21 protein-coding genes are annotated in these 23,293 nt (G+C 71.8%); 9 read left to right on the top strand and 12 right to left on the bottom strand.

Annotation, left to right across the window (positions count from 1 at the left end; all coding sequences use genetic code 11):
- Positions 1 to 53 precede the first annotated feature (53 nt).
- Positions 54 to 647, bottom strand: a complete 594-nt coding sequence (locus ACH427_RS06785; RefSeq protein WP_398868343.1) for a DUF2017 domain-containing protein — start codon at positions 645 to 647, stop codon at positions 54 to 56.
- Positions 647 to 958 carry an ATP-dependent Clp protease adapter ClpS gene (gene clpS, locus ACH427_RS06780; RefSeq protein ID WP_398868342.1) on the bottom strand — a complete coding sequence of 104 codons (312 nt, stop codon included), beginning with the start codon at positions 956 to 958 and terminating at the stop codon, positions 647 to 649. Before clpS ends, ACH427_RS06785 begins: the two co-directional genes overlap by 1 nt.
- A 128-nt stretch (positions 959 to 1,086) precedes the next feature.
- On the opposite strand from clpS, the gene ACH427_RS06775 reads away from it, so the two are divergent.
- Both ACH427_RS06775 and ACH427_RS06770 read left to right on the top strand, forming a co-directional pair.
- Entirely contained in the window at positions 1,087 to 2,415 is a 1,329-nt protein-coding gene (locus ACH427_RS06775; RefSeq protein WP_398868341.1) for a nicotinate phosphoribosyltransferase, read from the top strand.
- 157 nt (positions 2,416 to 2,572) lie between these two features.
- Positions 2,573 to 3,166: an isochorismatase family protein gene (locus ACH427_RS06770; protein WP_398868340.1), complete on the top strand. Its 594-nt coding sequence runs from the start codon at positions 2,573 to 2,575 to the stop codon at positions 3,164 to 3,166.
- Positions 3,167 to 3,318: 152 nt separating this feature from the next.
- Here the strand turns inward: ACH427_RS06770 and ACH427_RS06765 are convergent, their stop codons facing one another.
- On the bottom strand, positions 3,319 to 3,645 hold the full coding sequence (locus ACH427_RS06765; protein WP_398868339.1) for a hypothetical protein: 327 nt from the start codon (positions 3,643 to 3,645) through the stop codon (positions 3,319 to 3,321).
- A gap of 130 nt (positions 3,646 to 3,775) precedes the next feature.
- Positions 3,776 to 6,181, bottom strand: coding sequence for an immune inhibitor A domain-containing protein (locus ACH427_RS06760; protein WP_398868338.1), 2,406 nt, complete (start codon positions 6,179 to 6,181; stop codon positions 3,776 to 3,778).
- A 315-nt stretch (positions 6,182 to 6,496) separates the two neighbouring features.
- Here ACH427_RS06760 and ACH427_RS06755 point away from each other — a divergent pair, with 315 nt between their 5' ends.
- The gene (locus tag ACH427_RS06755) at positions 6,497 to 6,784 is read left to right on the top strand and encodes a hypothetical protein (RefSeq protein ID WP_398868337.1); all 288 of its coding nucleotides are present in this window, start codon (positions 6,497 to 6,499) and stop codon (positions 6,782 to 6,784) included.
- On the opposite strand, the gene ACH427_RS06750 is transcribed toward ACH427_RS06755, so the two are convergent.
- Positions 6,770 to 7,576, bottom strand: coding sequence for an RDD family protein (locus ACH427_RS06750; protein ID WP_398868336.1), 807 nt, complete (start codon positions 7,574 to 7,576; stop codon positions 6,770 to 6,772). The genes ACH427_RS06755 and ACH427_RS06750 overlap by 15 nt on opposite strands.
- A gap of 75 nt (positions 7,577 to 7,651) precedes the next feature.
- Positions 7,652 to 9,013 carry an RDD family protein gene (locus ACH427_RS06745; RefSeq protein WP_398868335.1) on the bottom strand — a complete coding sequence of 454 codons (1,362 nt, stop codon included), beginning with the start codon at positions 9,011 to 9,013 and terminating at the stop codon, positions 7,652 to 7,654.
- A 362-nt stretch (positions 9,014 to 9,375) separates the two neighbouring features.
- Between ACH427_RS06745 and ACH427_RS06740 the strand changes: the two genes are divergently transcribed.
- A complete protein-coding gene (locus ACH427_RS06740; protein WP_398868334.1) occupies positions 9,376 to 9,780 on the top strand; it encodes an SsgA family sporulation/cell division regulator in 405 nt (134 codons plus the stop codon).
- Between the two features lie 196 nt (positions 9,781 to 9,976).
- Here ACH427_RS06740 and ACH427_RS06735 read toward each other — a convergent pair whose 3' ends face one another.
- Complete coding sequence (locus tag ACH427_RS06735) at positions 9,977 to 11,344, bottom strand: FAD-binding oxidoreductase (RefSeq protein ID WP_398868333.1); 1,368 nt, start codon at positions 11,342 to 11,344, stop codon at positions 9,977 to 9,979.
- 256 nt (positions 11,345 to 11,600) lie between these two features.
- Positions 11,601 to 12,743 carry a 4-hydroxyphenylpyruvate dioxygenase gene (gene hppD, locus ACH427_RS06730; RefSeq protein WP_398868332.1) on the bottom strand — a complete coding sequence of 381 codons (1,143 nt, stop codon included), beginning with the start codon at positions 12,741 to 12,743 and terminating at the stop codon, positions 11,601 to 11,603.
- 121 nt (positions 12,744 to 12,864) lie between these two features.
- Between hppD and ACH427_RS06725 the strand changes: the two genes are divergently transcribed.
- The 5 genes from ACH427_RS06725 (at position 12,865) to ACH427_RS06705 (ending at position 17,350) form a co-directional block, all read left to right on the top strand.
- On the top strand, positions 12,865 to 13,344 hold the full coding sequence (locus ACH427_RS06725) for an Lrp/AsnC family transcriptional regulator (RefSeq protein ID WP_116212028.1): 480 nt from the start codon (positions 12,865 to 12,867) through the stop codon (positions 13,342 to 13,344).
- Between the two features lie 70 nt (positions 13,345 to 13,414).
- The gene (locus tag ACH427_RS06720) at positions 13,415 to 14,062 is read left to right on the top strand and encodes an ABC transporter permease (protein ID WP_398868331.1); all 648 of its coding nucleotides are present in this window, start codon (positions 13,415 to 13,417) and stop codon (positions 14,060 to 14,062) included.
- Positions 14,055 to 15,314, top strand: coding sequence for an ABC transporter ATP-binding protein (locus ACH427_RS06715; RefSeq protein ID WP_398868330.1), 1,260 nt, complete (start codon positions 14,055 to 14,057; stop codon positions 15,312 to 15,314). Before ACH427_RS06720 ends, ACH427_RS06715 begins: the two co-directional genes overlap by 8 nt.
- Before the next feature lie 163 nt (positions 15,315 to 15,477).
- Entirely contained in the window at positions 15,478 to 16,353 is an 876-nt protein-coding gene (locus ACH427_RS06710) for an ABC transporter permease (protein ID WP_398868329.1), read from the top strand.
- A 1-nt stretch (position 16,354) separates the two neighbouring features.
- Positions 16,355 to 17,350 (top strand): glycine betaine ABC transporter substrate-binding protein, encoded by a 996-nt coding sequence (locus ACH427_RS06705; RefSeq protein ID WP_398868328.1) that lies wholly within the window; start codon positions 16,355 to 16,357, stop codon positions 17,348 to 17,350.
- A gap of 12 nt (positions 17,351 to 17,362) precedes the next feature.
- On the opposite strand, the gene ACH427_RS06700 is transcribed toward ACH427_RS06705, so the two are convergent.
- From ACH427_RS06700 to ACH427_RS06685, 4 genes are all read right to left on the bottom strand, one after another.
- Positions 17,363 to 18,157: a PDZ domain-containing protein gene (locus ACH427_RS06700; protein ID WP_398868327.1), complete on the bottom strand. Its 795-nt coding sequence runs from the start codon at positions 18,155 to 18,157 to the stop codon at positions 17,363 to 17,365.
- 462 nt (positions 18,158 to 18,619) lie between these two features.
- Positions 18,620 to 19,261: an IclR family transcriptional regulator gene (locus ACH427_RS06695; RefSeq protein ID WP_398868326.1), complete on the bottom strand. Its 642-nt coding sequence runs from the start codon at positions 19,259 to 19,261 to the stop codon at positions 18,620 to 18,622.
- A gap of 328 nt (positions 19,262 to 19,589) precedes the next feature.
- Positions 19,590 to 21,380, bottom strand: a complete 1,791-nt coding sequence (locus ACH427_RS06690) for a DEAD/DEAH box helicase (protein WP_398868325.1) — start codon at positions 21,378 to 21,380, stop codon at positions 19,590 to 19,592.
- A 295-nt stretch (positions 21,381 to 21,675) separates the two neighbouring features.
- The gene (locus tag ACH427_RS06685) at positions 21,676 to 23,190 is read right to left on the bottom strand and encodes an MFS transporter (RefSeq protein WP_398868324.1); all 1,515 of its coding nucleotides are present in this window, start codon (positions 23,188 to 23,190) and stop codon (positions 21,676 to 21,678) included.
- Positions 23,191 to 23,293 lie beyond the last annotated feature (103 nt).

Below are 23,293 nucleotides of genomic sequence, written 5' to 3'. Positions count from 1 at the left end.
GTGAAGGGTGTTCGCATTCCGGACGGAATCGAGGGGTCCGGACGGTCCCCGGGTCAGGGCATCAGCGCCTCGACGAGGGTCTCCTGGAGGCCCCCCAGCCAGAGGTACGCCATCACCATCGGCTTGCGCGGATCCTCGTCCGGCAGCCGGAAGAGCTCGTCGCTGTCGTCCTCGTCGCTGACCTCCAGCCGGGTGCCAATGGCCAGCCGGAGGTCGTTGAGCGCGCCGAGCCACCGGCGGCAGTCCTCCGGCGCCAGCCGCAGCACCGCGCCGCGGTCGCCGCCGGCGGTCAGCGAGTCCAGCGAGCGGACGACGCCGAGGGCGTCCTCGCGCTTGCGGGCCCGCAGGTCGTTCTCCGTGTAGCGGCGGAACTCGGCCGCGTGCGCGCGCTCCTGCGGATCCTGAGCGGCCCCGGGCTCACCGTACGCATCGGGGAAGAGCCGGGCGAGGGCGGGGTCGGCGGGCGGCTCACTGGGGCCCTCCGCGAAGAGACGGGCGAGCGGGTCCGCGTCGTCCGGGCCCTGCCCGTCCCCCGGCCCGATCAGCTCCAGCAGCTGCACCGCGAGGCTGCGCAGGATGGAGATCTCGACCTCGTCGAGCGCGACGGCGGCCCCGCCGCCGGCGAGCGGCTCGAAGTGCCCGGCCATCAGCGGTCCTGCGAAAGGGTCGCCCACAGGCCGTATCCGTGCATCGCCTGCACGTCACGCTCCATCTCCTCGCGGCTGCCGCTGGAAACGGTCGCGCGGCCCTTCTGGTGGACGTCGAGCATCAGCTTATGGGCCTTGTCCTTGGAATATCCGAAGTAAGCCTGGAAGACATACGTCACATAACTCATAAGGTTGACAGGGTCGTTGTGAACCAACGTGACCCAGGGAACATCGGGCTCCGCCACCGCGTACGGCGCCTCGCTCGACTCGGGACGTTCGATCTCAACAGGGGCAACGCTCACGCCTCCCATGCTGCCACTCACGCCCGGCCGGCGCACAAACGGGTCCCGGCAAACAGCCCCCCAGAAATCGTCACTCTGACGAGTATTCGCGGTAGCATCGTCGCGAAGGACAGGACAAAAATGCGAGGTAGGGCGAAGTGAACGCTGCGGACCTGGGACTGCCGGTGGCTGTGCCGTCGACGTCCCTCTTCACCGACCGTTACGAGCTCACGATGCTCCAGGCCGCCCTGCGGTCCGGCACCGCGGACCGGCGCTCGGTGTTCGAGGTCTTCACCCGCAGGCTCCCCGAGGGCCGCCGCTACGGCGTCGTGGCGGGCACCGGCCGGGTCCTGGACGCGGTGGAGAACTTCCGCTTCGACCCCGACGTCCTGACGTTCCTGGCCGACCAGCACATCGTCGACGAGCCGACGCTCGCGTGGCTGGCCGGCTTCCGCTTCCGCGGGGACATCTGGGGCTACCCCGAGGGCGAGGTCTATTTCCCCGGCTCGCCGATCATGCGGGTCGAGGGCAGCTTCGCCGAGGCGGTGCTGCTGGAGACGGTGATCCTCTCCATCCTCAACCACGACTCCGCGGTCGCCGCCGCGGCCTCCCGGATGTCGGCCGCCGCGGGCGGACGGCCGCTGATCGAGATGGGCGCCCGGCGCACCCACGAGCTCGCGGCCGTCGCCGCCTCCCGTGCCGCCTACGTCGGCGGCTTCGCCAGCACCTCCGACCTGGCGGCGGGCTTCCGATACAACATTCCGACGGTCGGCACCAGTGCGCACGCCTTCACGCTGCTGCACGACAGCGAGCGGGACGCCTTCACCGCCCAGGTCGACTCGCTCGGCGGGGGCACCACCCTCCTGGTGGACACCTTCGACGTCACCGAGGCCGTCCGGATGGCCGTGGAGATCGCGGGCCCCGAGCTGGGTGCCGTGCGGATCGACTCCGGCGACCTGCTGCTCCTCGCCCACCGGGTGCGCCGGCAGCTGGACGAGCTCGGGGCCACCCGGACGAAGATCGTCGTCACCAGCGACCTGGACGAGTACGCCATCGCCTCGCTGGCCGCCGCGCCGGTGGACGCGTACGGCGTGGGCACCCAGCTGGTGACCGGCAGCGGGCACCCCACCTGCTCGATGGTCTACAAGCTGGTGGCCCGCGCGGACTCCGGCGATCCGGACGCCGAGCTGCGGCCGGTGGCGAAGAAGTCGATGGGCGGCAAGAGCTCCGTCGGCGGCCGCAAGTGGGCCGCCCGCCGCCTCGACGCGAACGGCGTGGCCGAGGCCGAGGTCGTGGGCACCGGCGAGGTGCCGCCGGAGCTCGCGGACCGGCAGCTGCTCGTGGAGCTCGTACGCGGCGGCGAGACCGTCGCCCGGGAGCCCCTGGACGCCGTCCGCGACCGGCACAGGACGGCCCGGGCGGGACTGCCGATGTCGGCCACCCAGCTCTCCCGCGGCGAGCCGGTGCTGCCGACGGAGTACGCCTGACGGGCGGGGTCCACGTGCTGACCTGGGCGCACCGCCACCGGTGCGCCGTCCGGGCGCGCCGAGACCCCCTCCCAATACGCCACGGGAGTCACTACCCTCGGTCACAGCGACTTGATCCGCACTGTCGGCCGAGGGCCCTTCACAAAGGATCCGCACTATGCAGCGTGCACTGATCATCGTCGACGTGCAGAACGACTTCTGCGAGGGCGGCAGCCTCGCGGTGGCCGGCGGGGCCGACGTGGCCGCCGCCATCACCGACCTCGTCGGTGAGGCCGCCCCCGGCTATCGGCACATCGTCGCGACGCGCGACCACCACATAGATCCCGGCGATCACTTCTCCGAGCAGCCCGATTTCGAGCACTCCTGGCCCGTGCACTGCGTGGCCGGCACGGAGGGCAGCGGCTTCCACCCGAATATCGCGCCCGTCATCGCCTCCGGCGCCATAGAGGCCGTCTTCGACAAGGGTGCCCACGCGGCGGCGTACAGCGGCTTCGAGGGCACCGACGAGAACGGCACGGCGCTCGGCGACTGGCTGCGCGAGCGGGGCGTGACGGAGGTCGACGTCGTCGGCCTCGCCACGGACCACTGCGTCCGCGCCACCGCCCTGGACGCCCGCGCGGAGGGCTTCGCGACGCACGTCCTCCTGGACCTGACGGCGGGCGTCTCCCCCCACACGACGGAGAAGGCCCTGGACGAGCTCCGCGCGGCGGGCGTGGAGCTGAGCGGCAAGCCGGTGCTTTCCGGGGGGTGAGGGCCGCTGCGGGCCGTCGGCCGGGTGCGGACCACCGCCGCCTGCGGCGGGATCCCCTGCGGGGCGTCCTCGAACGCCGGGCGGGCTGGATATGGCGGACGCGACCGTGGTCCCGCGCGGACCGGCAGCAACGGTCCGCACCCCTGCCGCGGTTACGCCGCCGAGCGGCGGGGGAAGAGGGCCGCTATCGGGTGCCAGGATTCCGTGTCGTCGCCCGGGTCCGCCCGCCAGACCAGGCCGTCCGGGTGATGCAGGACCGCGGTTATCTCGTCCGGCGTGGGGGGCTCGCTGTTGCCCCTGAGGTAGACGGCCCGGAGGCCGAGGTTGCGCAGGCGGGTCAGCGCCCGCGCGCGGTTCGCCGCGTGGACCAGGACCCGGACACGCCCTCCGGGCGGTGCGCCGCCGCCCGGAGGCGTCGGCAGCGACAGGGCGACGACCACGCTGCCGCCCGGCAGCTTCATGAACCCGCCACCTGCCATCCGCGCCACCTCTCCCCCACCTGTGTCAATAAGAGCGTCACGACAGTCATCTAAACGCGATCGGCCGCCGCCCGCTAGAGGGCGACGGCCGATACGTCTCTGACCTGCGAAAACGCTGATTACTGGCGGTTTACCGGGTGGACGGGCCCACCTGGATCGTCATCGTGGAGCCGTTCAGCGCCTCGGTGAGAATGCGGATCCTGGTGTTGGTGTCAGTAACTCGCACCCCGCCCGTCGGGTTGCTCTCGTCGTAGTAGGAGCCCTTGCGGTCGTCGAAGACCGGCGTGCCGAGCTTGCCCTTGACGCGGGTGGCGACGCCGTCGTTGTGCACGGTGTAGCCCTGCGTCGGGAACCAGCTGAACGTCGAGTCGTACGCCTGGAAGCGGTTGCGCATCAGCGAGCCGTCCGCCCACTTCTCCGCCTTGGCGTGGGCGTCGACCGGCAGGATGCGGCCGGTGCCCGGGTGCAGGCCGACGTTGTTGTCGGGCTGCGAGGTGTCCCACTTCCAGATCAACAGGCCCTTCTGGTACGGGAAGTGCTCGACCCAGCCCGGCCGGGTGCTCTTCCAGCCGAAGTTGTACGGGCCGGCCTTGAGGGTCTGGTCGTAGGAGACGTACTGGCGGTTCTCGGCGATGTAGTACTGCGGGTAGTCCTTGGTGAAGGACTCGCCGATGCGCGAGAAGCCGTGGGAGGTCCAGCCGTTGTCGTCGCCCTCGGCGCCGTCCGTGAAGAGGGCGGTGCCGTCGGCGGTGACACTGATGGCGTCGGCGGTGAAGCCCTTGCCGGAGGTGCCGCCGTCCGTCTGGTAGCGGAAGCGCAGGTCGATCTTCTTGCCCGCGTAGGCGTCCAGCGGGTACACCAGCTTCTTGTACGCGCCGGAGGTGCCGGTCAGCGCGGGCCGGTCGCCGCCGTCCCGGGTGATGGCCTTGCCGTCGGCGGTGCCGTCGAGCGGGGTCCAGTCGGCGCCGCCGTCGGTGGAGACCTCGGCGTAGAGGTAGTCGTAGTTGGCCTCGATGTCCCACCAGCCCGAAAGGTCCAGCCGGGCCTTGGACTTGCCGGTGAGGTCGACGGGCCGGGTCAGGGTGTTCTTCAGGTCGTCGCCCTGACCGCCCCACCACTGCTTGGCACCCTCGGCGGGCTTGACCACGTCGGTCCTGACCGCCTTGTCCGGCAGGTTGACGACGAGCGCCTGCTTGTCCTTGGTGTTGTACTCCGCCACGCCCAGCTTGTGCGTCGACCTGGTCGCCGCCTTCGCCTTGTCGTAGTTGAGCCAGCCGAGCTGGAGCTTGTCCCAGGCGCTCATGTCGCCGGGCAGGTCACCGATGGACTCCTTGCCGGTGCCGAGCCAGGAGCCCGCCGACATCAACGACCAGTAGTCGACGGACGATTCGCCCTTGCCGGTGGTGTCGTACTCGTCGGGGAGGCCCAGGTCGTGGCCGTATTCGTGGGCGAAGACGCCGAGGCCGCCGTTCTCCGGCTGCATGGTGTAGTCGCCGACCCAGATCCCGGTGTCACCGATCTGGGTGCCACCGGCCTTGTTGTCCGCCGGGCCGGTCTTGCCCGCGTCCGAGCCGTAGGCGTACCAGCGGTGGGCCCAGATGGCGTCGGTCTTCTGCGCGCCGCCGCCGGCGGACTCGTCCTCGCCGGCGTGCACGATCTGGAAGTGGTCGATGTAGCCGTCGGGCTCGTTGAAGTTGCCGTTGTGGTTGTAGTCGTTGCGGTCCCACTGGTCGTACTGCGCGAGCGTCGCCTTGATGTCGGCGTCGCTGCGGCCGGCGGCCTTCTGGTCCTCGACCCACTTGTTGACGGCGTCGCGCACCAGGTCCCAGGCGCTGGGGCAGTTGGTGGAGCCGCAGTAGTTGGAGCCGTAACGGGCCTCGTTCCAGGGCACCCGCACCCAGTCCGTCACCTGGCCGTCGACCGAGTAGCGGCCCGAGGACTGCTTCTCGTAGTACTTGGCGAGGGACTCCTTCTTCTTGTCGTGCGAGAAGTAGAGGTCCTGGTAATGCTCGCGGTTGTAGTCCTTCTGCCAGGCCGTGCTGTTGTCCTTCGCACGGTCCGGCTGGGCTATCCGGTTGTGTGCCGGGCCCGGTGTGCCGCCGTACTTCTTGACGGGCGGCTTGGGGCCGTCCGGCCCGTCCGGGTCGTACATCGTGGTGTCGTCGACCTTGTCGCCGAAGTCCACCAGGATCGTGAAGATCTTGTCGGTCTTCTGCCGGGCCAGCTCGACGTACTTGCCCTTGCCCAGCTGGACGACCTGCGAGCCGCCCCGCTGCTCGGTCTTCGCGTCCCCGGCCAGCACCTTGTCGAGGGCGGCCTTGCGCTGCGCTTCGTTCTTCTTGCTGAAGGGGCCCTTGAGGTCGTGCTCGACGCCCTGCTTGGCCTGCGCCGGGTCATGGCGCTCGACGGCGGCGGGCTGGTCGGGCCCTGCCGCCCCGGCCGCGTTCGCCACCTGTGCCGAGAGGGTCGCCGCGCCCAGCGCGACGACCGTGGCCACGGCGGCGGATCTGACGACCCTCCGTTGGCTGATCTTCACTTGTGTCTGTCCTCCCCAGTAACAACCGTGGAGGTATTTGACCGGAACGAGACAAGAAAAGACAGATCTTGACTGACCCTTGGCGAGCCAAGTACGTTATGGGATCTTTAACTTGCGGATTTCGGACACCAACGGGCGTGCCTGTCTCACCTGTTGGACAGGTGCATGCCCGTGTGCGCCCCCCGTGCTCCAAGACCGTGGATTAGGTCACGCTTACCAGCAGTTCCGCTCGGGCAGACAGGTCCATAGAGTCGTTTTGGTGTACGCACCAGCCGGCTCCGCACCCCACCCGTTGCCCCGAGGACGGATCCCGCCATGCCGCGTCCGACCCCCGCACAGATAGCCTATGGTTCGGCCACCGTCGTCATCTCGACCCTCGCCATGCTGCTGCTGTCGCAGACGCGAACAGGGCCCGGGATCGCGGTCATTGCCCTTGTCGCCCTCACCCTCGGACTGCTGGTCGCCGTGACCGTGCCGATGCCCCGCGCGTCACTGCGCGCCAGGGTCCGCCGGGCCCGCGCGGCCGGGGCGGGACGGCTGCCCGGACAGCGCGCGCCGCTGTCGGCCGAGACCCGGATGACGGAGACCTCAATGCGCGGTTGAGACCACCACGGTCTTGGCCGCTTTGTCGTGAATGCATTGGTGATACGGCATATCCCACGTGCACCACAGCACATTGACCAGCCAGAAGACGAAGCCGCAGCAGGGCACGACTTCGGGCAGGGAGTAGACGGCGGCGCGCGTCCAGCCCGGTGTGCCTTCGGGGACCGCGCCGTTCTCCAGCATCGCCACGCGAATCCGCATGGCCATCTTGCCGACCGTCTGGCCGCGCTTGGTCAGCATCAGCCCCTCGTAGACGAAATAGACGACGGCGATGATGATGCCGAGGCTGGTGGACTTGCCGTTGTTGTTCGCCAGGTCCCAGTCCCAGCCCCAGGTGGCCGCCGAGAAGACGGCGGTGACCGGGATGGACACGAGCAGGCCGTCGATGATCCGGGCGACGAGCCGCCGCCAGCGGGCGGCGAGCGGCGGCATGCCCGCGAGCGGGTCCCTGGCGCCGTACTGATCGCCGTACGGATTGCCGGGCCCGCCGCCGGGAGCACCGGCGCCGCCGTACGGGTCACCGCCGTAGGGGCCACCGGGATACGGACCGCCGGACGGCGGCACTCCGCCCGGGCCACTGCCATAAGGGCCGCCGGAGGGCGGCACTCCGCCTGAGGCGCTGCCGTACGGACCACCGCCCGGGGCACCGGCTCCCGGGCCGCCGCCATAGGGGCCGCCGCCCGGAGTGGCACCCTGGCCGGGGCCCGGGCCGCCGGGGGGCGGCGAGGCGGGCGGCTCCTGGGGCTTCTTCAGGAACGGGTCGTCCTCTGGCGGCTCTTCGGGGGTGCTCATGTCCCGAGTAGAACCCAGCCTTCCGGCGGCCGCATCCGGCCGTATGCCGTTCGAGTGCGGCGGCGCGCCGGGCGCTCAGCGGCCGTTGGACGCCACGAACGTACGGGCCGCCTTGTCGTGCCAGCACTGCCGCCAGGGCCGGTCGAACAGGCACCACAGGACATCGAGCACGCCGACCGCCAGGACGCCGAGCACGCCGTAGACCAGCCAGCGCCGCAGGGCCTGCCCGAAGGACGGCGTGTCGTGCGACTCGATGCCGAGCACGCGCACGCCGCACAGCTTCTTGCCCAGCGTGCGGCCCCACTTGGCGGTCGGCAACGCCTCGTAGACCAGCCCGGCCAGCAGCAGGACGCCCAGCACGATGCCCAGATACGGGCCGGTGGTGCCGTCGAGCAGCCAGACCGTCACGGTCTGGCCGGACTGCTTGGCCTGCCGCACCTTGGCGTCGATGTGGTCGGCGGACTTGTTCCACAGCGGCACGGCCACGGCGCCCACGACGGCGCCCAGCACGGCGGAGTCGACCAGGCGCGCCAGGAGGCGGCGGCCGAGGGAGGCGGGCCTGCCCTGCTGCTCCCGCGCGGCCCGCAGGAACGGGTCGTCCTTGGGCGGCTTCCAGGGCGCGGGGGCCTCGCCGCCGCGCGGCTCCGCGCGCTCCTGGGCCTGGCGGGCGGCGGGCTGCTGCTGTGCCAGCTGGTGCACCTGCTGCGCCCAGCCTCCGGCGGCGGGACTCTTGCCGGTGGATGGCGCCGCCGGGGCGGGCAGCGCGTGCCGCTCGGGGACGGCGGGCAGCACGGGCGTCTCCTGCGCCGAGCGCGTGTCCTTGAGGGCCTCCTGGGCGCGCGGCGGCGGCTCCTGGGCCGCCGGGCCGGGCCAGGGCCGCGGCGCGGGCGAGGAGACGGGCTGCGGGCTCGCGGACGGGCGCAGCTGGATCGTCCCGCCGGTCCGGCCGGCCGCTCCCGTGGCGGGCGGGGCCTCGCTCCGCGCGGGCGGCGGCTCCGGCGCGCGGGTCTCCTGGCTCGCGGGGAGGCGGGGGTCGCGGGCGGCGGGGATCACCGGGCCGCCGGCGGCGTCCCAGGGGGCGCGGCCGCCACGGCCGCCGTCGCCGGTGCGCGGATCCGCCGCTTCCGCGCGGGCCTCCCGCAGGGCGGGCTCCTCGTCGAGGAACATCGGCCCGGTCTCCTCCGGCAGCGCCCCGCCCGCGGGCGGGGTGTCCGCGCGCCGCGGGGTGGGCGGCACGGGCGCGGCGAGCGCGGGGGCGGGCGCGGCGAAGCCGGAGGGCGGCGCCGGCAGCGGCTCGCCCTCGGCGGGCGCGGGCCGGCTCGTGCCGGGCACCCAGGCGGCGCCGCTCCAGTACCGGATATAGCCAGGAATGGACGGGTCCGGATAGAAGCCTTCCACAGGGCTGCTGTCGGCGGATCCTGAGGTAGGAGCGCTCATGGTGTCCGATGTCCCGTATCTGCTCGGCCGTGCTGGGTGTCGTGTCGTGGGCGGGCGGCTGGCGAACACTCAGTCTGCCGCACGCGCGTCACGTCCTGTGCGCTGCTCCGGTGCCTCGTGACCTCAATGCACAAAAGGCAACCAGGGACGCTCCGGACAGGTCTATCAGACGGCTCTCTCCTCTGCGGCCGTCCCGCGGGCGGGACCACTCACACGTGCGACCGGTGGCGCGACGCGAAGAGTCCGGTCATCGATGAGGCGAAGTCGCGTAATGGTGTGGGGGTCGACGCGCTCTATCCGGTGCGGGCCCGTTCGCGAAGGGCCACGCACCGAGGGAACGCAGAGCAGAGAGGGCGCACTTCATGCACACCGTGGTGGAACGAGAGCTGCAGATCGACCTGGTGCTGTCGCCGGACCGCACCGTTCCGGTGCCCTGCCGGCTGAGCTACCGGACGGCCGATCCGTACGCCGTCAACATCACCTTCCACGTCACCTCGGCCACCCCCGTGAGCTGGACCTTCGCGCGCGACCTGCTGATGGAGGGCCTCTTCCGCCCGGCCGGGCACGGGGACGTGCGGGTGTGGCCGACCGTGGCGGAAGGGCGGAACGTCGTGTGCATGGCGCTGTCGTCACCGGACGGCGACGCGCTGCTCGAGGCGCCCGCGCGGCCGGTCACGGGCTGGCTGGAGCGGACGCTCCGCGTGGTGGCCCCGGGCTCCGAGGACCTCGCCCTGGACGAGGCGCTGCGGGAGATCCTGGGCGCGTGAGGGCGGCGGGGCCCGGGGGCGAAAGCCCCCGGAAACGGACGTCTGCCCTAGGAATGAAGTGGGCGCCCTCCGGGCGAACGCCGAGCGCTCCGCCGGAAGTCCGGCACGCCATCCGCGGGTGTGCCGGGGCCGGACGCACGGCTGCCCGCGCCCTGTCGAGGAGCCGCCGGACCGTACCGGACCTCGCCGGGCCCGCTCAGAGGACCTTGCCCGGGTTCAGCAGCCCCAGCGGGTCGAGGACCGCCTTGATGCCGCGCTGGACCTCCATCGCCACCGGGCCGAGCTCCCGTGCCAGCCACTCCCGCTTGAGGACGCCCACCCCGTGCTCCCCGGTGATCGTGCCGCCGAGCGAGAGCCCGAGCGCCATGATCTCGTCGAAGGACTCCCGCGCGCGCCGCGTCTCGTCCTCGTCGGCGGGGTCGAAGCAGACGACGGGGTGGGTGTTGCCGTCACCGGCGTGGGCACAGACGCCGATGGTGAGGCCGTGCTTCTCGGCGATGGCGGCCGTGCCGTCGAGCATCGCGGCGAGCCGGGAGCGGGGTACGCACACGTCGTCGATCATCGTGGCGGCCTTCAGCGCCTCCAGGGCGGGCAGGGTGAGCCGCCTTGCCTGGAGGAGCAGTTCGGACTCCGCCGGGGTGTCGGCGGGCACGACCTCCGTCGCCCCGGCGGCGGTGCACAGCTCGGCGACGGCGGCCAGGTCGGGCGCGGGGTCGGGGGTGTCGAAGGCGGCGAGGAGCAGGGCCTCCGTGCTCTCGGGCAGCCCCATGTGGGCGAACGCGTTGACGGCGTGGAGCGAGGTGCGGTCCATCAGCTCCAGGAGGGACGGCGCGTGCCCGCGGGCCATGATCTCGCGTACGGCGTCGCAGGCGGCCGCCGTGGAGGGGAACTCGGCGGCGAGCACGAGCTGTTGGGGCGGCGCGGGCTTGAGCGCGAGGACGGCCCGCACGACCACGCCGAGGCTGCCCTCCGAGCCGACGAAGAGGCGGGTGAGGTCGTAGCCCGCGACGCCCTTGGCCGTGCGGCGGCCGGTGGTCAGCAGGCGCCCGTCGGCGAGGACGACGTCGAGGCCGAGGACGTACTCGGCGGTCACCCCGTACTTGACGCAGCAGAGGCCGCCGGAGGCGGTGCCGATGTTGCCGCCGATGGTGCACTGTTCCCAACTGGAGGGATCCGGCGGGTAGTAGAGGCCCTGTTCGGCGACCGCGCGGGAGAGCACGGCGTTGACGACGCCGGGTTCGACGACGGCGATCCGCTCGACCGGGTCGATCTCCAGGATCCGGTCCATCTTCACGAGCGACAGCACGATGCAGCCGTCACTGGCGTTGGCCGCGCCGGAGAGTCCGGTGCGGGCGCCTTGCGGGACGACGGGGACGCGGTGCGCTGTCGCGGTGCGCATGATGTGCTGGACGTGTTCCACGGTGCGGGGGAGCACGACGACGGCTGGTCGGCCGGCTTCGCAGAAGCTGGCCATGTCGTTGGCGTAGGAGGCGGTGACGTCGGGGTCGGTGAGGACCGCTTCCGCGGGGAGTGCTTCGCACAACAGCTCGATCAGGTCGCCCATGTGGTCACTCTTTCCCCACCCCGCCCCTCCCCGAACCGGGCCCGCGCCCCGGGCCCGTCGGCCTGCGGCGCTTTGTTCCCCCGTCCCGCCCCTTCCCGAAGCCGGGGAGACCCCGGACCCCAGCGGCCTTCGGTCGCGTCCTCGATCGCCGGACGGGCTGAAATCACCCCGTCCGGCGATCGAGGACAACGCGGCGAAGCCGTGGTGCGGGTTCCGGGGCGCAGCCCCCACGCGGCGGAGCCGGGAAACGAAAGACTCAGAGATTGCCCCGCTTCTCCTGCTCCCGCTCGATCGCCTCGAACAGCGCCTTGAAGTTGCCCTTGCCGAAGCCCATCGAGCCGTGGCGTTCGATCATTTCGAAGAAGACCGTCGGGCGGTCCTGCACCGGCTTGGTGAAGATCTGGAGCAGGTAGCCGTCCTCGTCGCGGTCGACGAGGATCTTCAGCTCGCGCAGGGTCTCGACGGGGACGCGCGTCTCGCCCGCCCACTCGCCGAGGGTGTCGTAGTAGGAGTCGGGCGTGTCCAGGAACTGGACGCCGGCCGCGCGCATCGCCCGTACGGTCGCGACGATGTCGTTCGTGGCGAGCGCGATGTGCTGCACGCCGGGGCCGCCGTAGAACTCCAGGTACTCGTCGATCTGCGACTTCTTCTTGGCGATCGCGGGCTCGTTGAGCGGGAACTTCACCTTGCGGGTGCCGTCGGCGACGACCTTCGACATGAGGGCGGAGTATTCGGTGGCGATGTCGTCGCCCACGAACTCCTTCATGTTGGTGAAGCCCATGACGTTGTTGTAGAACGCCACCCACTCGTCCATCTTGCCCAGTTCGACGTTGCCGACGCAGTGGTCGATGGCCTGGAAGCGGCGGGGGCCGGCCTCCACGATCGGCTCGGCGGCCTCGAAGCCGGGGAGGTAGGGGCCGGTGTAGGCGGAGCGGTCGACCAGGGTGTGGACGGTCTGGCCGTAGGTGGCGATCGTGGCGAGGACGACCGTGCCGTGCTCGTCCGTCAGCTCGTGGGGCTCCTTGACGCCCGTGGCGCCGTGTTCGACGGCGTAGGCGTACGCGGCGCGCGCGTCGGGCACCTCGATGGCCAGGTCGACGACGCCGTCGCCGTGCTCGGCGACGTGCTCCGCGAGGAAGCGGCCGTGGTCGGTGGCCGCCTTGATGACGGAGGTGAAGACGAAGCGGGCGCTGCCGGACTCCAGCACGTAACTCGCGGTCTCACGGCTGCCGTTCTCCGGTCCGGAGTAGGCGACGCGCTTCATGCCGAAGGCGGTGGAGTAGTAGTGCGCGGCCTGCTTGGCGTTGCCGACGGCGAAGACCACCGCGTCCATGCCCTTGACCGGGAAGGGGTCGGCCTGCCGAGCGGTGTGAAGGGTGTGATCCGTGGTCTGTGTCATGGCCGCAGGTTCCCGCCGATCCACAAGGTGCGCAATAGTTCGCATATTCACTGGGCAGAATGCATAGCGCTCGCCCGGTAATGCCGGGAGTTCTGTACACGATGACCACAGGGAGGCGACCATGGCGATCGATCGTTTGGACGGCAGGCTCATCGAACTGCTCGCCGAGGAACCGCGCATCGGGGTGCTGGAAGCCTCTCGCCGCCTGGGAGTCGCGCGCGGTACCGTGCAGGCGAGGCTCGACCGCTTGCAGGCACAGGGGGTGATCCGGGGGTTCGGGCCCGACGTGGACCCGGCGGCGCTCGGGTATCCCGTCACCGCCTTCGCGACCCTGGAGATCAAGCAGGGGCAGGGCGCGGACGTGCGGACCCACCTGGCGACCGTTCCCGAGGTGCTGGAGCTCCACACCACGACCGGCCACGGCGACATGCTCTGCCGCCTGGTCGCACGCTCGAACGCCGACCTCCAGCGTGTGATCGACCGGGTTGTGGGTTTTGATGGCATTGTCCGGGCTTCCACGGCGATCGTGATGGAGAACGCGGTTCCCCTGCGGATCATCCCCCTGGTGAAACAGGCGTCGGAGGACCCGTACCGGCCCTGACGCGGCTTTTCGGCGGCGGCTCTCCCGGTCTCCTCGGCGACCGGGCACGGCGATGGCGAGGAGTGAGCGGGTGAGCTTCTGGAAATACGTCGGCAACCGGCACGCACAGCTGCTGGCCGATACGTATCAGCACGCGAGCGCCGTCTTCCAGTGCATGGTGGTCGCCACGCTGATCGGGGTGACGATCGGCGTGCTCACCTACCGCAGCGAATGGGCCGGCGCCCTCGCGGTCACCGCCACCGCGACGCTGCTGACCATCCCCTCCCTGGCCCTGATCGGCCTGCTGATCCCGGTCACCGGGCTGGGCGTGGCGCCCACGGTCACCGCCCTGGTGCTCTACGGCCTGCTGCCGATCGTCCGCAACGCCGTCGTGGGGCTGCGCGGGGTGGATCCCTCGCTGGTCGACGCGGCGAAGGGCATCGGCATGTCGCGGCTCGCCCGGCTGTTCCGGATCGAACTGCCGCTCGCCTGGCCGCCGATCCTCACCGGCATCCGGGTCGCCACCCAGATGCTGATGGGGATCGCCGCCATCGCCGCGTACGCCTCCGGGCCCGGCCTCGGCAACGAGATCTTCCGCGGCATCTCCTCCCTGGGCAGCGCCAACGCGCTCAACCAGGTGCTGGCCGGGACGCTCGGCATCATCGTCCTCGCCCTGCTCTTCGACGCCGCGTATGTGCTGATAGGACGCCTGACCATTCCGAGGGGGATCCGTGCCTGAGCCCTCCGCGGCCGGCGCGCCCTCGGGCGCCACCATCCAGCTGGAGAACCTCACCAAGCGCTACCCGGGCACCTCGGCGCCCGCCGTCGACTGCGTCAACATGGAGATCAAGGCCGGTGAACTGGTGGTCTTCGTGGGCCCCTCCGGCTGCGGCAAGACCACCACCATGAAGATGATCAACCGGCTGATCGAGCCGACGTCCGGCCGGATCCGGATCGACGACGAGGACGTCACCGACATGGACCCGGTCAAGCTGCGCCGCAAGATCGGCTACGCCATCCAGTCGTCCGGCCTGTTCCCGCACATGACCGTCGCCCAGAACATCGCGCTCGTACCGAGGATGACCGGCTGGCCGAAGGCGCGGATCGGCGCCCGGGTGGAGGAGATGCTCGACCTGGTCGGGCTGGACCCCGGCGAGTTCCGCGGCCGCTATCCACGCCAGCTCTCCGGCGGGCAGCAGCAGCGCGTCGGGGTCGCCCGCGCGCTGGCCGCCGACCCGCCCGTCCTGCTGATGGACGAACCCTTCGGCGCCGTCGACCCGATCACCCGCGATCACCTCCAGGACGAGCTGATCCGGCTCCAGCACGAGCTGCACAAGACGATCGTCTTCGTGACCCACGACTTCGACGAGGCCATCAAGCTCGGCGACCGGATCGCGGTGCTCCGCGAGCGGTCGCACATCGCCCAGTTCGACACCCCGGAGGCCATCCTCACCAACCCCGCCGACGACTTCGTCTCCGGCTTCGTCGGCGCCGGCGCGGCGCTCAAACGACTCAACCTCACGCGTGTGCGGGACGTGGGCGTGGTCGCCTTCCCCACCGCGACGATCGACGACCCGCTGCAGTCCATCTTCGACCAGCTGCGCACCGGCACGGCCAACGAGGTGCTCCTCCTCGACCGGCACCGCCGCCCCTACAAGTGGCTGCGCCGCGGCGACCTGATGCGTGCCAAGGGCTCCCTGGCACGCGCCGGGACGCTGGTGCACGACACGGTCACCCGCGACGCGACGCTGCGCGACGCACTGGAAGCGGTGCTCATCGACAACGCCGGGCGGGTGGCGGTGACCGGGCGGCGCGGGGAGTACGAGGGGGTGGTGGACATGGAGACCCTCATGAAGTCGGTGCACGAACTCCTGGAGGCGGACCGCCTGGACGCGGTGGAACACCAGCACCGCCTGGAGGAACAGCGCGCGCAGCAGACCCGCCAGGAGCAAGAAGGCGGGGCGCCGGGCGAGCCCGGGGAGACGGCGTGAGGCGGGACGGCGCGCTGCCGGGCGCGGCTCCGTCTTCCGCCTGCGGCGGCGAGCGGCCTTGGGCCGCGTCCGCAAGCTCCCCCGGCCACCGCTGGGGGAGCTTGCGGGACACCGCCGCGCAGCGGTGGTGCGGCCGCCGCGGACCAGGCCGGAGGTGGGGGTCATGACCTGGGGTGAGGACCGGCCACGACCCGAGGTCCATGGGAACGCCTACCGGGATCGTGGCCAGCACGATCTCGGCGGCCTCGACGACCCCGGTCTCCACCACCGCCCGCCCGCGGCGGAGCCCGCCTCCCCCGCGCGCCGCCTCACCTGGCCGAAGCTGACCGTCCTTCCGGTGATCATCTTCGCCGTCCTGTTCGCCACCTGGCTCTGGTTCCGGGGCGCGACCCTCGACGCCATCGCCCAGAACTCGATCGGGGGCGGCAACGTCTGGCTGCGGCTGCGCCAGCACATCGTGCTCACCGTCGTCTCGACGTTCTTCGTCCTGATCATCGCGATCCCGCTCGGCATCCTGCTGACCCGCCGCCGGGTGCGCCGCGCCGCGCCCGTCGTGATGGCCGTCGCCAACATCGGCCAGGCCACGCCCGCGATCGGCCTGCTGGCCCTGCTGGTGATCTGGATGGGCATCGGGATGCGCGCCGCGCTCGTCGGCATCGTCATCTACGCCGTGCTGCCCGTCCTCGCCAACACCATGGCGGGCCTGCGGGCCATCGACCCGACCCTGGTGGAGGCCGCGCGGGGGATCGGGATGTCCGCCCTCGGGGTGCTGGGCAGGGTCGAACTCCCGCTGGCCGTACCGCTGATCCTCGCCGGCGTGCGCACCGCGCTCGTGCTCAACGTGGGCACGGCGACGCTCGCCTACTTCGGCGGAGGCGGCGGGCTCGGCGACCTGATCGCGTCCGGCATCACCAACCAGCGGATGCCGGTGCTGGTCCTGGGGTCGGTGCTGACCGTGGCGCTGGCGCTGCTCGTGGACTGGCTGGCGTCCCTGGCCGAGATCCTGCTGCGGCCGCGCGGCCTGGAATCGGGAGGCTGAGGTGAGAGCGACAAGGCGGCGTACGGGCCTTGCGGCGGCGGCCCTCGGCTGCGCGCTCCTGCTGCCCCTCGCGCTCGGCGGCTGCGGGCTGACCAGCGGCTCCCCGATGGCCGACGACGTCCGGCCGGGCTCGATCGGCCAGGGCCTGCCGCTCAAGGGCGCCGACCTGACCGTGGCGTCGAAGAACTTCAGCGAGAACATCATCCTCGGCCAGATCATGGGGCTCGCCTTCAAGGCGGCGGGCGCGAAGGTGCTCGACCGCACCAACATCCAGGGCTCGATCGGCGCCCGCGAGGCGGTCAAGTCCGGTGGTGCGGACGGGATGTACGAGTACACCGGCACCGCCTGGATCACCTACCTCGGCCACGACACCCCGATCGCCGACCCGCGCGCGCAGTGGCAGGCGGTCGTGGACGCCGACGCGAAGAACGGCCTGACCTGGCTCGCCCCGGCCGCCCTGAACAACACCTACGCGCTGGCGCTGAACCAGGCGAACGAGAAGCGGTACGGCACGCGGACCCTCTCCGACGTGGCCCGGCTGTCGAAGCGCGACCCGGCGGCGGTGTCGCTGTGCGTGGAGAGCGAGTTCGCGGCGCGCAACGACGGGCTGCCGGGCATGGCGAAGACGTACGGCATGAACATCCCCGCCTCCCGGATCCAGAAGATGGACGGCGGGATCATCTACACCCAGGTCTCCGGCGGCGGCTCCTGCACGTTCGGCGAGGTCTTCACGACGGACGGCCGGATCAAGGCGATGAATCTCTTCGTCACGCGGGACGACAAGGGCTTCTTCCCCAACTACAACGCCGCGCCGGAGATCAACAGCGCGGCGATGCGGAAGTATCCGGCGATCCGGGAGGTGCTCGACCCGATCACGGCGAAGCTGACGAACGACGTGGCGCGGGAGCTCAACGCGCGGGTCGACGTGGAGGGCGAGGACCCGCACGACGTGGCGAAGGACTGGCTGGTGGAGCAGGGCTTCATCCGCAAGGGGTGAGGGCGGCCCGGTTCAGCAGGTGGGCACCTTGTCCTCCCGGCCCGAGGCCAGGTCCTTCAGGGACGTCACCGCGTCGGCGAGCTTCTCGACCGGCACCAGCCGCAGGCCCTTGGGGAGGTTGGCCTGGGCGTCCGAGCACTCGCCCTGCGGCACGAGGAAGATCGTCGCCCCGTCCCGCTTCGCGGCCTGCGTCTTCAGGGGGACGCCGCCGACCGCGCCCACCGTGCCGTCCGGCTCGATCGTGCCGGTGCCGGCGATCGTCCGGCCGCCGGTGAGGTCGCCGCCGCGGCCGTCGCCGTCCAGCTTGTCGATGATCCCGAGGGTGAAGAGCAGGCCGGCGCTGGGCCCGCCGACGTCGGCGAGGCTGAGCCCGACCTTCACCTGGCCGGGGGACTTGTGGAGATAGCGCAGGGCTGCCTCGGAGGCGGAGTCCTGCGACTTCTTCATCTCGGCCGTGTTGTGCGCCTCGACCTCCTTGTCGGTGTCGCCGACGGGGTAGACGGCGTCGTGCGGCATGACCGCGCGGTCCGTACGGAACCAGCCGCTGATCACCTCGCCCAGGCTCACCTCGACGCGCGGTCCGGTGGCCTGGATCGTGGTCATCCGCAGCTGCCCGGTGGTCCGCCGGCTGTCGGCGCCGCTGAGGGTGATCACCGGCTTGCCCTCGTCCGACCCGAGCACGTTCACGGTCGACCCCGGCTGCGCGATGGCGAAGGGCAGGGGGACGAACGCGGCGACGGCGAGCAGGGCGACGAAGGGGGCGGCGCAGATCGCCAGGCGCGCGCGGGTGCTGGTCGGAGCAAGCATGCGATCGAATCTACCTGCCGCGCGCGGCTCGCCGTCCGGCGGCGCAGCGGTGCGGGTGCGGGTGCGGCGTCCGCTGGGCGGCTCCGCCGTGTGGTGGGCTCCGCCCGGGATTCGGACTCAGGTGCCGGACGGCCTCGGACATGGCCCGGCGAAGCCGCGTTTCCCCCCGTTCCGGGCAGTGATCAAGCCCGCCCAGCGCCTGAGAACCCGGGCGCGGACGCGATGGACCCGCGGCCGGAGGACCCACGCCCGCGGCGTCCGCTGGGCCGCCCGGCGTGTGACGGGCCGCGCCCTGGAGCCGCCCTCGCATGCCGGACGGGCTTTTGTCGCCCGAAGCCTGCTGAAGCGCGCTCGCCCCAGCCACATCTCAGCCCATGGGGGCACCTCCCAGCGTCAGCTGGGGGAAGAACGGACCCGCGGCCGCATACGGACGGACCCGCACCCGGACAACCCGCCGCCGCGTCAGCGAAGCGCGTCCGCCACCTCCTTCGCCGCCTCCATGACCCGTGGGCCCACGCGGTCCGGGACCGAGTCGGCGAGCATCACCACGCCGACGCTCCCCTCGATGCCGAGGACGCCGAGCAGCGGGGCCGCGGCCCCGCTCGCCCCCGCCTCCAGTTCGCCGTGCGTCAGGGCGTAGCCGGGGTTGTCCGCGTCGCCGCGGCGCGCGGCGAGTATGGCGCGGCCCGCGGCCCCGCGGTCCAGGGGGTGGCGGAAGCCCGCGCGGTAGGCCACGTGGTAGTCCGTCCAGGTCGGTTCGACGACGGCCACGGCCAGGGCCTCGGTGCCGTCGACCAGGGTCAGGTGGGCCGTGGCACCGATGTCCTCGGCCAGTGACCGCAGGGCGGGCAGGGCCGCCTCCCGTACCAGCGGATGGACCTGGCGGCCGAGCCGCAGCACCCCCAGGCCGACCCGTGCGCGGCCGCCGATGTCGCGGCGCACGAGTGCGTGCTGTTCCAGTGTGGCGAGCAGTCGATAGACCACCGTGCGGTTGACGCCGAGCTTGGTGGAGAGCTCGGTGACGGTCAGACCGTGATCGGTGTCGGCGAGCAGTTTCAGGACACGCAGTCCTCTGTCGAGCGTCTGCGAGGTTTCCGCGGTCACGACGCCCCTCCTCCGATGAGTGGCGGCCCGTCATCGCGGTGGGATGCGCCACCGGTCCCGTCCGGCAGCGCGCGAGGAGAGGCCGCCGGCCGCTTGTCTCAAGGCACCGGCTGCGCTCCGCGGCGGCGCTGCCACGGGGCGTGTGCGTGACCGGCACCGTAGCGCCGCCGATCCGCTCAGCGGAAGAGTCTGCCCAACATCCGGTCATCGCGGGGCGGATTCACGAATACCGGGGGCCGGATCCCACTATGCGGACGGGTGCGGGCCGGAAACAGCTGTGCCGCAGGTCGTCGACGACCTGCGGCACATCCCGGCTTCCCGCGTCCGCCTACTGCATCCGCGTAGCCCACTCCCGCACCTTGCGGATGCGTTCGTTGAGCTGGCCCGCCGTCGCTTCCGCGCTCGGGGGGCCGCCGCAGACGCGGCGGAGTTCGGTGTGGATCACGCCGTGCGGCTTGCCGCTCTGGTGGACATAGGCGCCGACGAGGGAGTTGAGCTGCTTGCGGAGTTCGAGGAGCTCCTTGTGGGTGACCACCGGGCGCCGCTCGGCGGGGAGTTCGAGGAGGTCCACCTCGGCGTCCGGCTTCTTGCGGCTGTGCGCGATCTGCCGTGCCTGCCGCTTCTGGAGCAGCATCTGCACCTGGTCGGGTTCGAGCAGGCCGGGGATGCCGAGGTAGTCCTGCTCCTCCTCGCTGCCCGCGTGCGCCTGCATGCCGAACTCGGCACCGTCGTAGAGCACCCGGTCGAAGACCGCGTCGGACTCCAGCGCCTCGAAGGACAGCTGGTCGTCCTCGCCGGTGTCCTCGTCCTGCTGCCGCTCGGCCTCGGCCAGCTCCTTCTCGGACTCGGCGTAAGGGTCCTCCTCGCCGTCCTTCTTCGGCTTGTCGAGGACGTGGTCGCGCTCGACCTCCATCTCGTTGGCGAAGGTCAGCAGCGTGGGGATGGTCGGCACGAAGACGGACGCGGTCTCGCCGCGCCGCCGGGAGCGCACGAAGCGCCCGACGGCCTGGGCGAAGAACAGCGGGGTGGAGATCGTCGTCGCGTAGACGCCGACCGCGAGGCGCGGCACGTCCACGCCCTCGGACACCATGCGGACGGCGACCATCCAGCGGGCGTCGGAGTGCGCGAAGTCGTCGATGCGCTGGGAGGCGCCGCTGTCGTCGGAGAGCACGAGCGTGGCGCCCTCGCCGGTGATCTCGCGGATGAGCTTGGCGTAGGCGCGGGCCGACTCCTGGTCGGAGGCGATGACGAGGGCGCCGGCGTCCGGTATGGCCTTGCGGACCTCGCTGAGGCGGCGGTCGGCGGCGCGCAGCACGTTCGGCATCCAGTCGCCGCGCGGGTCCAGGGCCGTGCGCCAGGCCTGGGAGACGGCGTCCTTGGTCATGGGCTCGCCGAGGCGCGCCTCCAGCTCGTCGCCCGCCTTGGTCCGCCAGCGCATGTTGCCGCTGTAGGAGAGGAAGATGACCGGCCGGACGACGCCGTCGGCGAGGGCGTTGCCGTAGCCGTAGGTGTAGTCGGCGGCGGAGCGGCGGATGCCGTCGTTGCCCTCTTCGTAGGTGACGAAGGGGATGGGGTTGGTGTCCGAGCGGAAGGGCGTGCCGGTCAGCGCGAGCCGCCGGGTCGCGGGCTCGAACGCCTCCATGCACGCCTCGCCCCAGGACTTGGAGTCACCGGCGTGGTGGATCTCGTCGAGGATGACGAGGGTCTTGCGCTGCTCGCAGCGGTTGCGGTGGAGCATGGGCCGTACGCCCACACCGGCGTAGGTCACGGCGACGCCGTGGTACTCGCGGCCGAGGGGGCCCGCGCTGTATTCGGGGTCGAGCTTGATGCCTATGCGGGCGGCGGCCTCCGCCCACTGCTTCTTGAGGTGCTCCGTGGGGGCGACGACGGTCACCTGCTGCACCACGTGGTGGTGCAGCAGCCAGGAGGCGAGGGTGAGCGCGAAGGTGGTCTTCCCCGCGCCCGGGGTCGCGACGGCGAGGAAGTCGCGGGGCTGTTCCTGTACGTACTTCCCCATCGCGCCCTCCTGCCAGGCGCGCAGCTTGTTCGCGGTACCCCAAGGGGCCCGGCCGGGGAAGGCGGGCGAGAGGTGGTGATTGGCGGCTGTGGTGGTAGTCACGGTCTCCGTCGGCTGGCTCGGCGATCGGCAACCGCGTCAGCCTACCCGCGTCCGCGGCGGAACCCGGGAGGGACGGCCCGCCCTCACCCGGCGGTGGGACCGAGCTCACAATCCGCTCGCCGGGCGAGGGGCGGGGCCGTGGGAGCGAACCCCCAGGTCGCGTGGGACCGGACGGCCGAGCGGGCAGGGCGGGGTCCACCGCGGCCCGGCAGCGCCCCGGAGGGGCTGTGACCGTAAGCGGTCCGCCGCGCGGGCGCGGCCGGCCACGGCGGCGCCGCGGACGAACGGCGGCACCTCACGGGCGCTTCCCGCGGAGCGCCTGGGTCCGGGGCCGCAGCCGCGTCGTCACGTACGCGCCGACGAGCGCGGCCGCCGCCATGGTGAGGAAGACCACGACGAAGGCGGCGTGCGGCGCGGCCGTGTCACCGCCGGCGCCGCCGCCCAGGGCGGCGAAGAGGACGCCGCCGACGCCGACGAGGGTGATGTTGCCGAGGGCGTCGGAGATCTGGAGGGAGGCCGCGTCGGCCCCCTCCTCGCCGGGCCGGGAGAGCTTGAGCAGCAGCACGCTGCCGCCGGAGATCGTCAGGCCCATGCCGTAGCCGCCGACGATCCACGAGGCGGCGACGATCCACGCGGGCACGCCGTCGATCAGCGCGGTCGACGCCAGCGCGACGGCGGCGGCGACGAGCAGCATGCCGAGCGTCATCAGGCGCTCGCGGTGGGCTTCCAGGCGCGGGCGGCTCTGGGTGTACGAGCCGAGGGCCCAGGTCAGGCCGCCGCCGGTGAGGGAGAGCCCGGCCGTGGTGGCGGACATGCCGCGCTCGGTCACCAGCATCAGCGGGATGAAGCTCTCCGTGCCGAGGAAGGCGCCCGCGGCGATGCCGCGCAGCAGGACGACGGACGGCAGCCCGCGGGCCGCGCGGAGGGTGCCGCGCGGCAGCAGCCGCAGGACGGCGGGGGCGAGCATGCCGAGCCCGGCGGCGGCGGGGACGAGCGCCACCCAGCGCAGGTCCTGCCCGGCGTACTGGAGGAGGCCCGCGCCCGCCGCGACGGCGAGGGCCAGCAGGATGCGGCGGCGGTCCATGGCCGGGGCGCGCTCGGCGGCGGGGAGCGCCCGCAGGGCGGGCAGCATCACGGCGAGCGGCAGCAGGATCAGCACGGGGATGGAGAGGAACACCCAGCGCCAGCCGATGTGTTCGGTCACCGTGCCCGCCACCAGCGGGCCGACGATCACGGGTACGACCCAGGCGGCGGAGAACGCGGCGACGATCGAGGGCCGCAGCCGCTCGGGATAGGCGCGGCCCACCACGACGTAGAGCGCGACGAGGACCAGGCCGCCGCCGATGCCCTGGATGCCGCGGCCCGCCACGAACATCCACATCCGCTGCGCCGAGCCCGCGACGACGAGTCCGGCGCCGAAGGCCGCGATCCCCGTGAAGAGGGGTGCCAGCGGGCCCGTGCGGTCGCACCACTCCCCCGACAGCGTCATCGCGAACAGGCTCGCGGTGAAGAACGCGGAGAAGGAGAAGGCGTAGAGCCCGACGCCGTCGAGGGCCCGCGCCGCGACGGGCATCGCGGTGTTGACCGCGCTCGCCTCGAAGGCGATGAGGGAGACGACGGAGATGATGCCGAACGTCAGCGCCCGGTAGGAGCGCCCGAGGACGCCCTGGGCCGGGTCCGGGTCCGGTACGGGGCCGGTGACTTCGGGGGCTACAGGGGCTACAGCTACCTCAGCGGCTTCGGCGGTGAGGGATCCGGTGGGTATGGATTCGGCCGCGGTCAGGGCATCGGCGGGTTCGGCTGCGGTCATTTCCTCAGCGTAAGAAGTGAAACAGGAAATGACACCTGTCGCGGGAACCAGATCCTCTCGTCCTTCGGTCCTAGTGTGGAGGCCAGGCGGCCATGGCGGGAAG

The organism is Streptomyces sp. NPDC020379 (assembly GCF_044387105.1).
GTDB lineage: Bacteria > Actinomycetota > Actinomycetes > Streptomycetales > Streptomycetaceae > Streptomyces.
The sequence above is the reverse complement of the archived record's forward strand: the minus strand, read 5'-3'. Positions and strand labels throughout refer to the sequence as shown.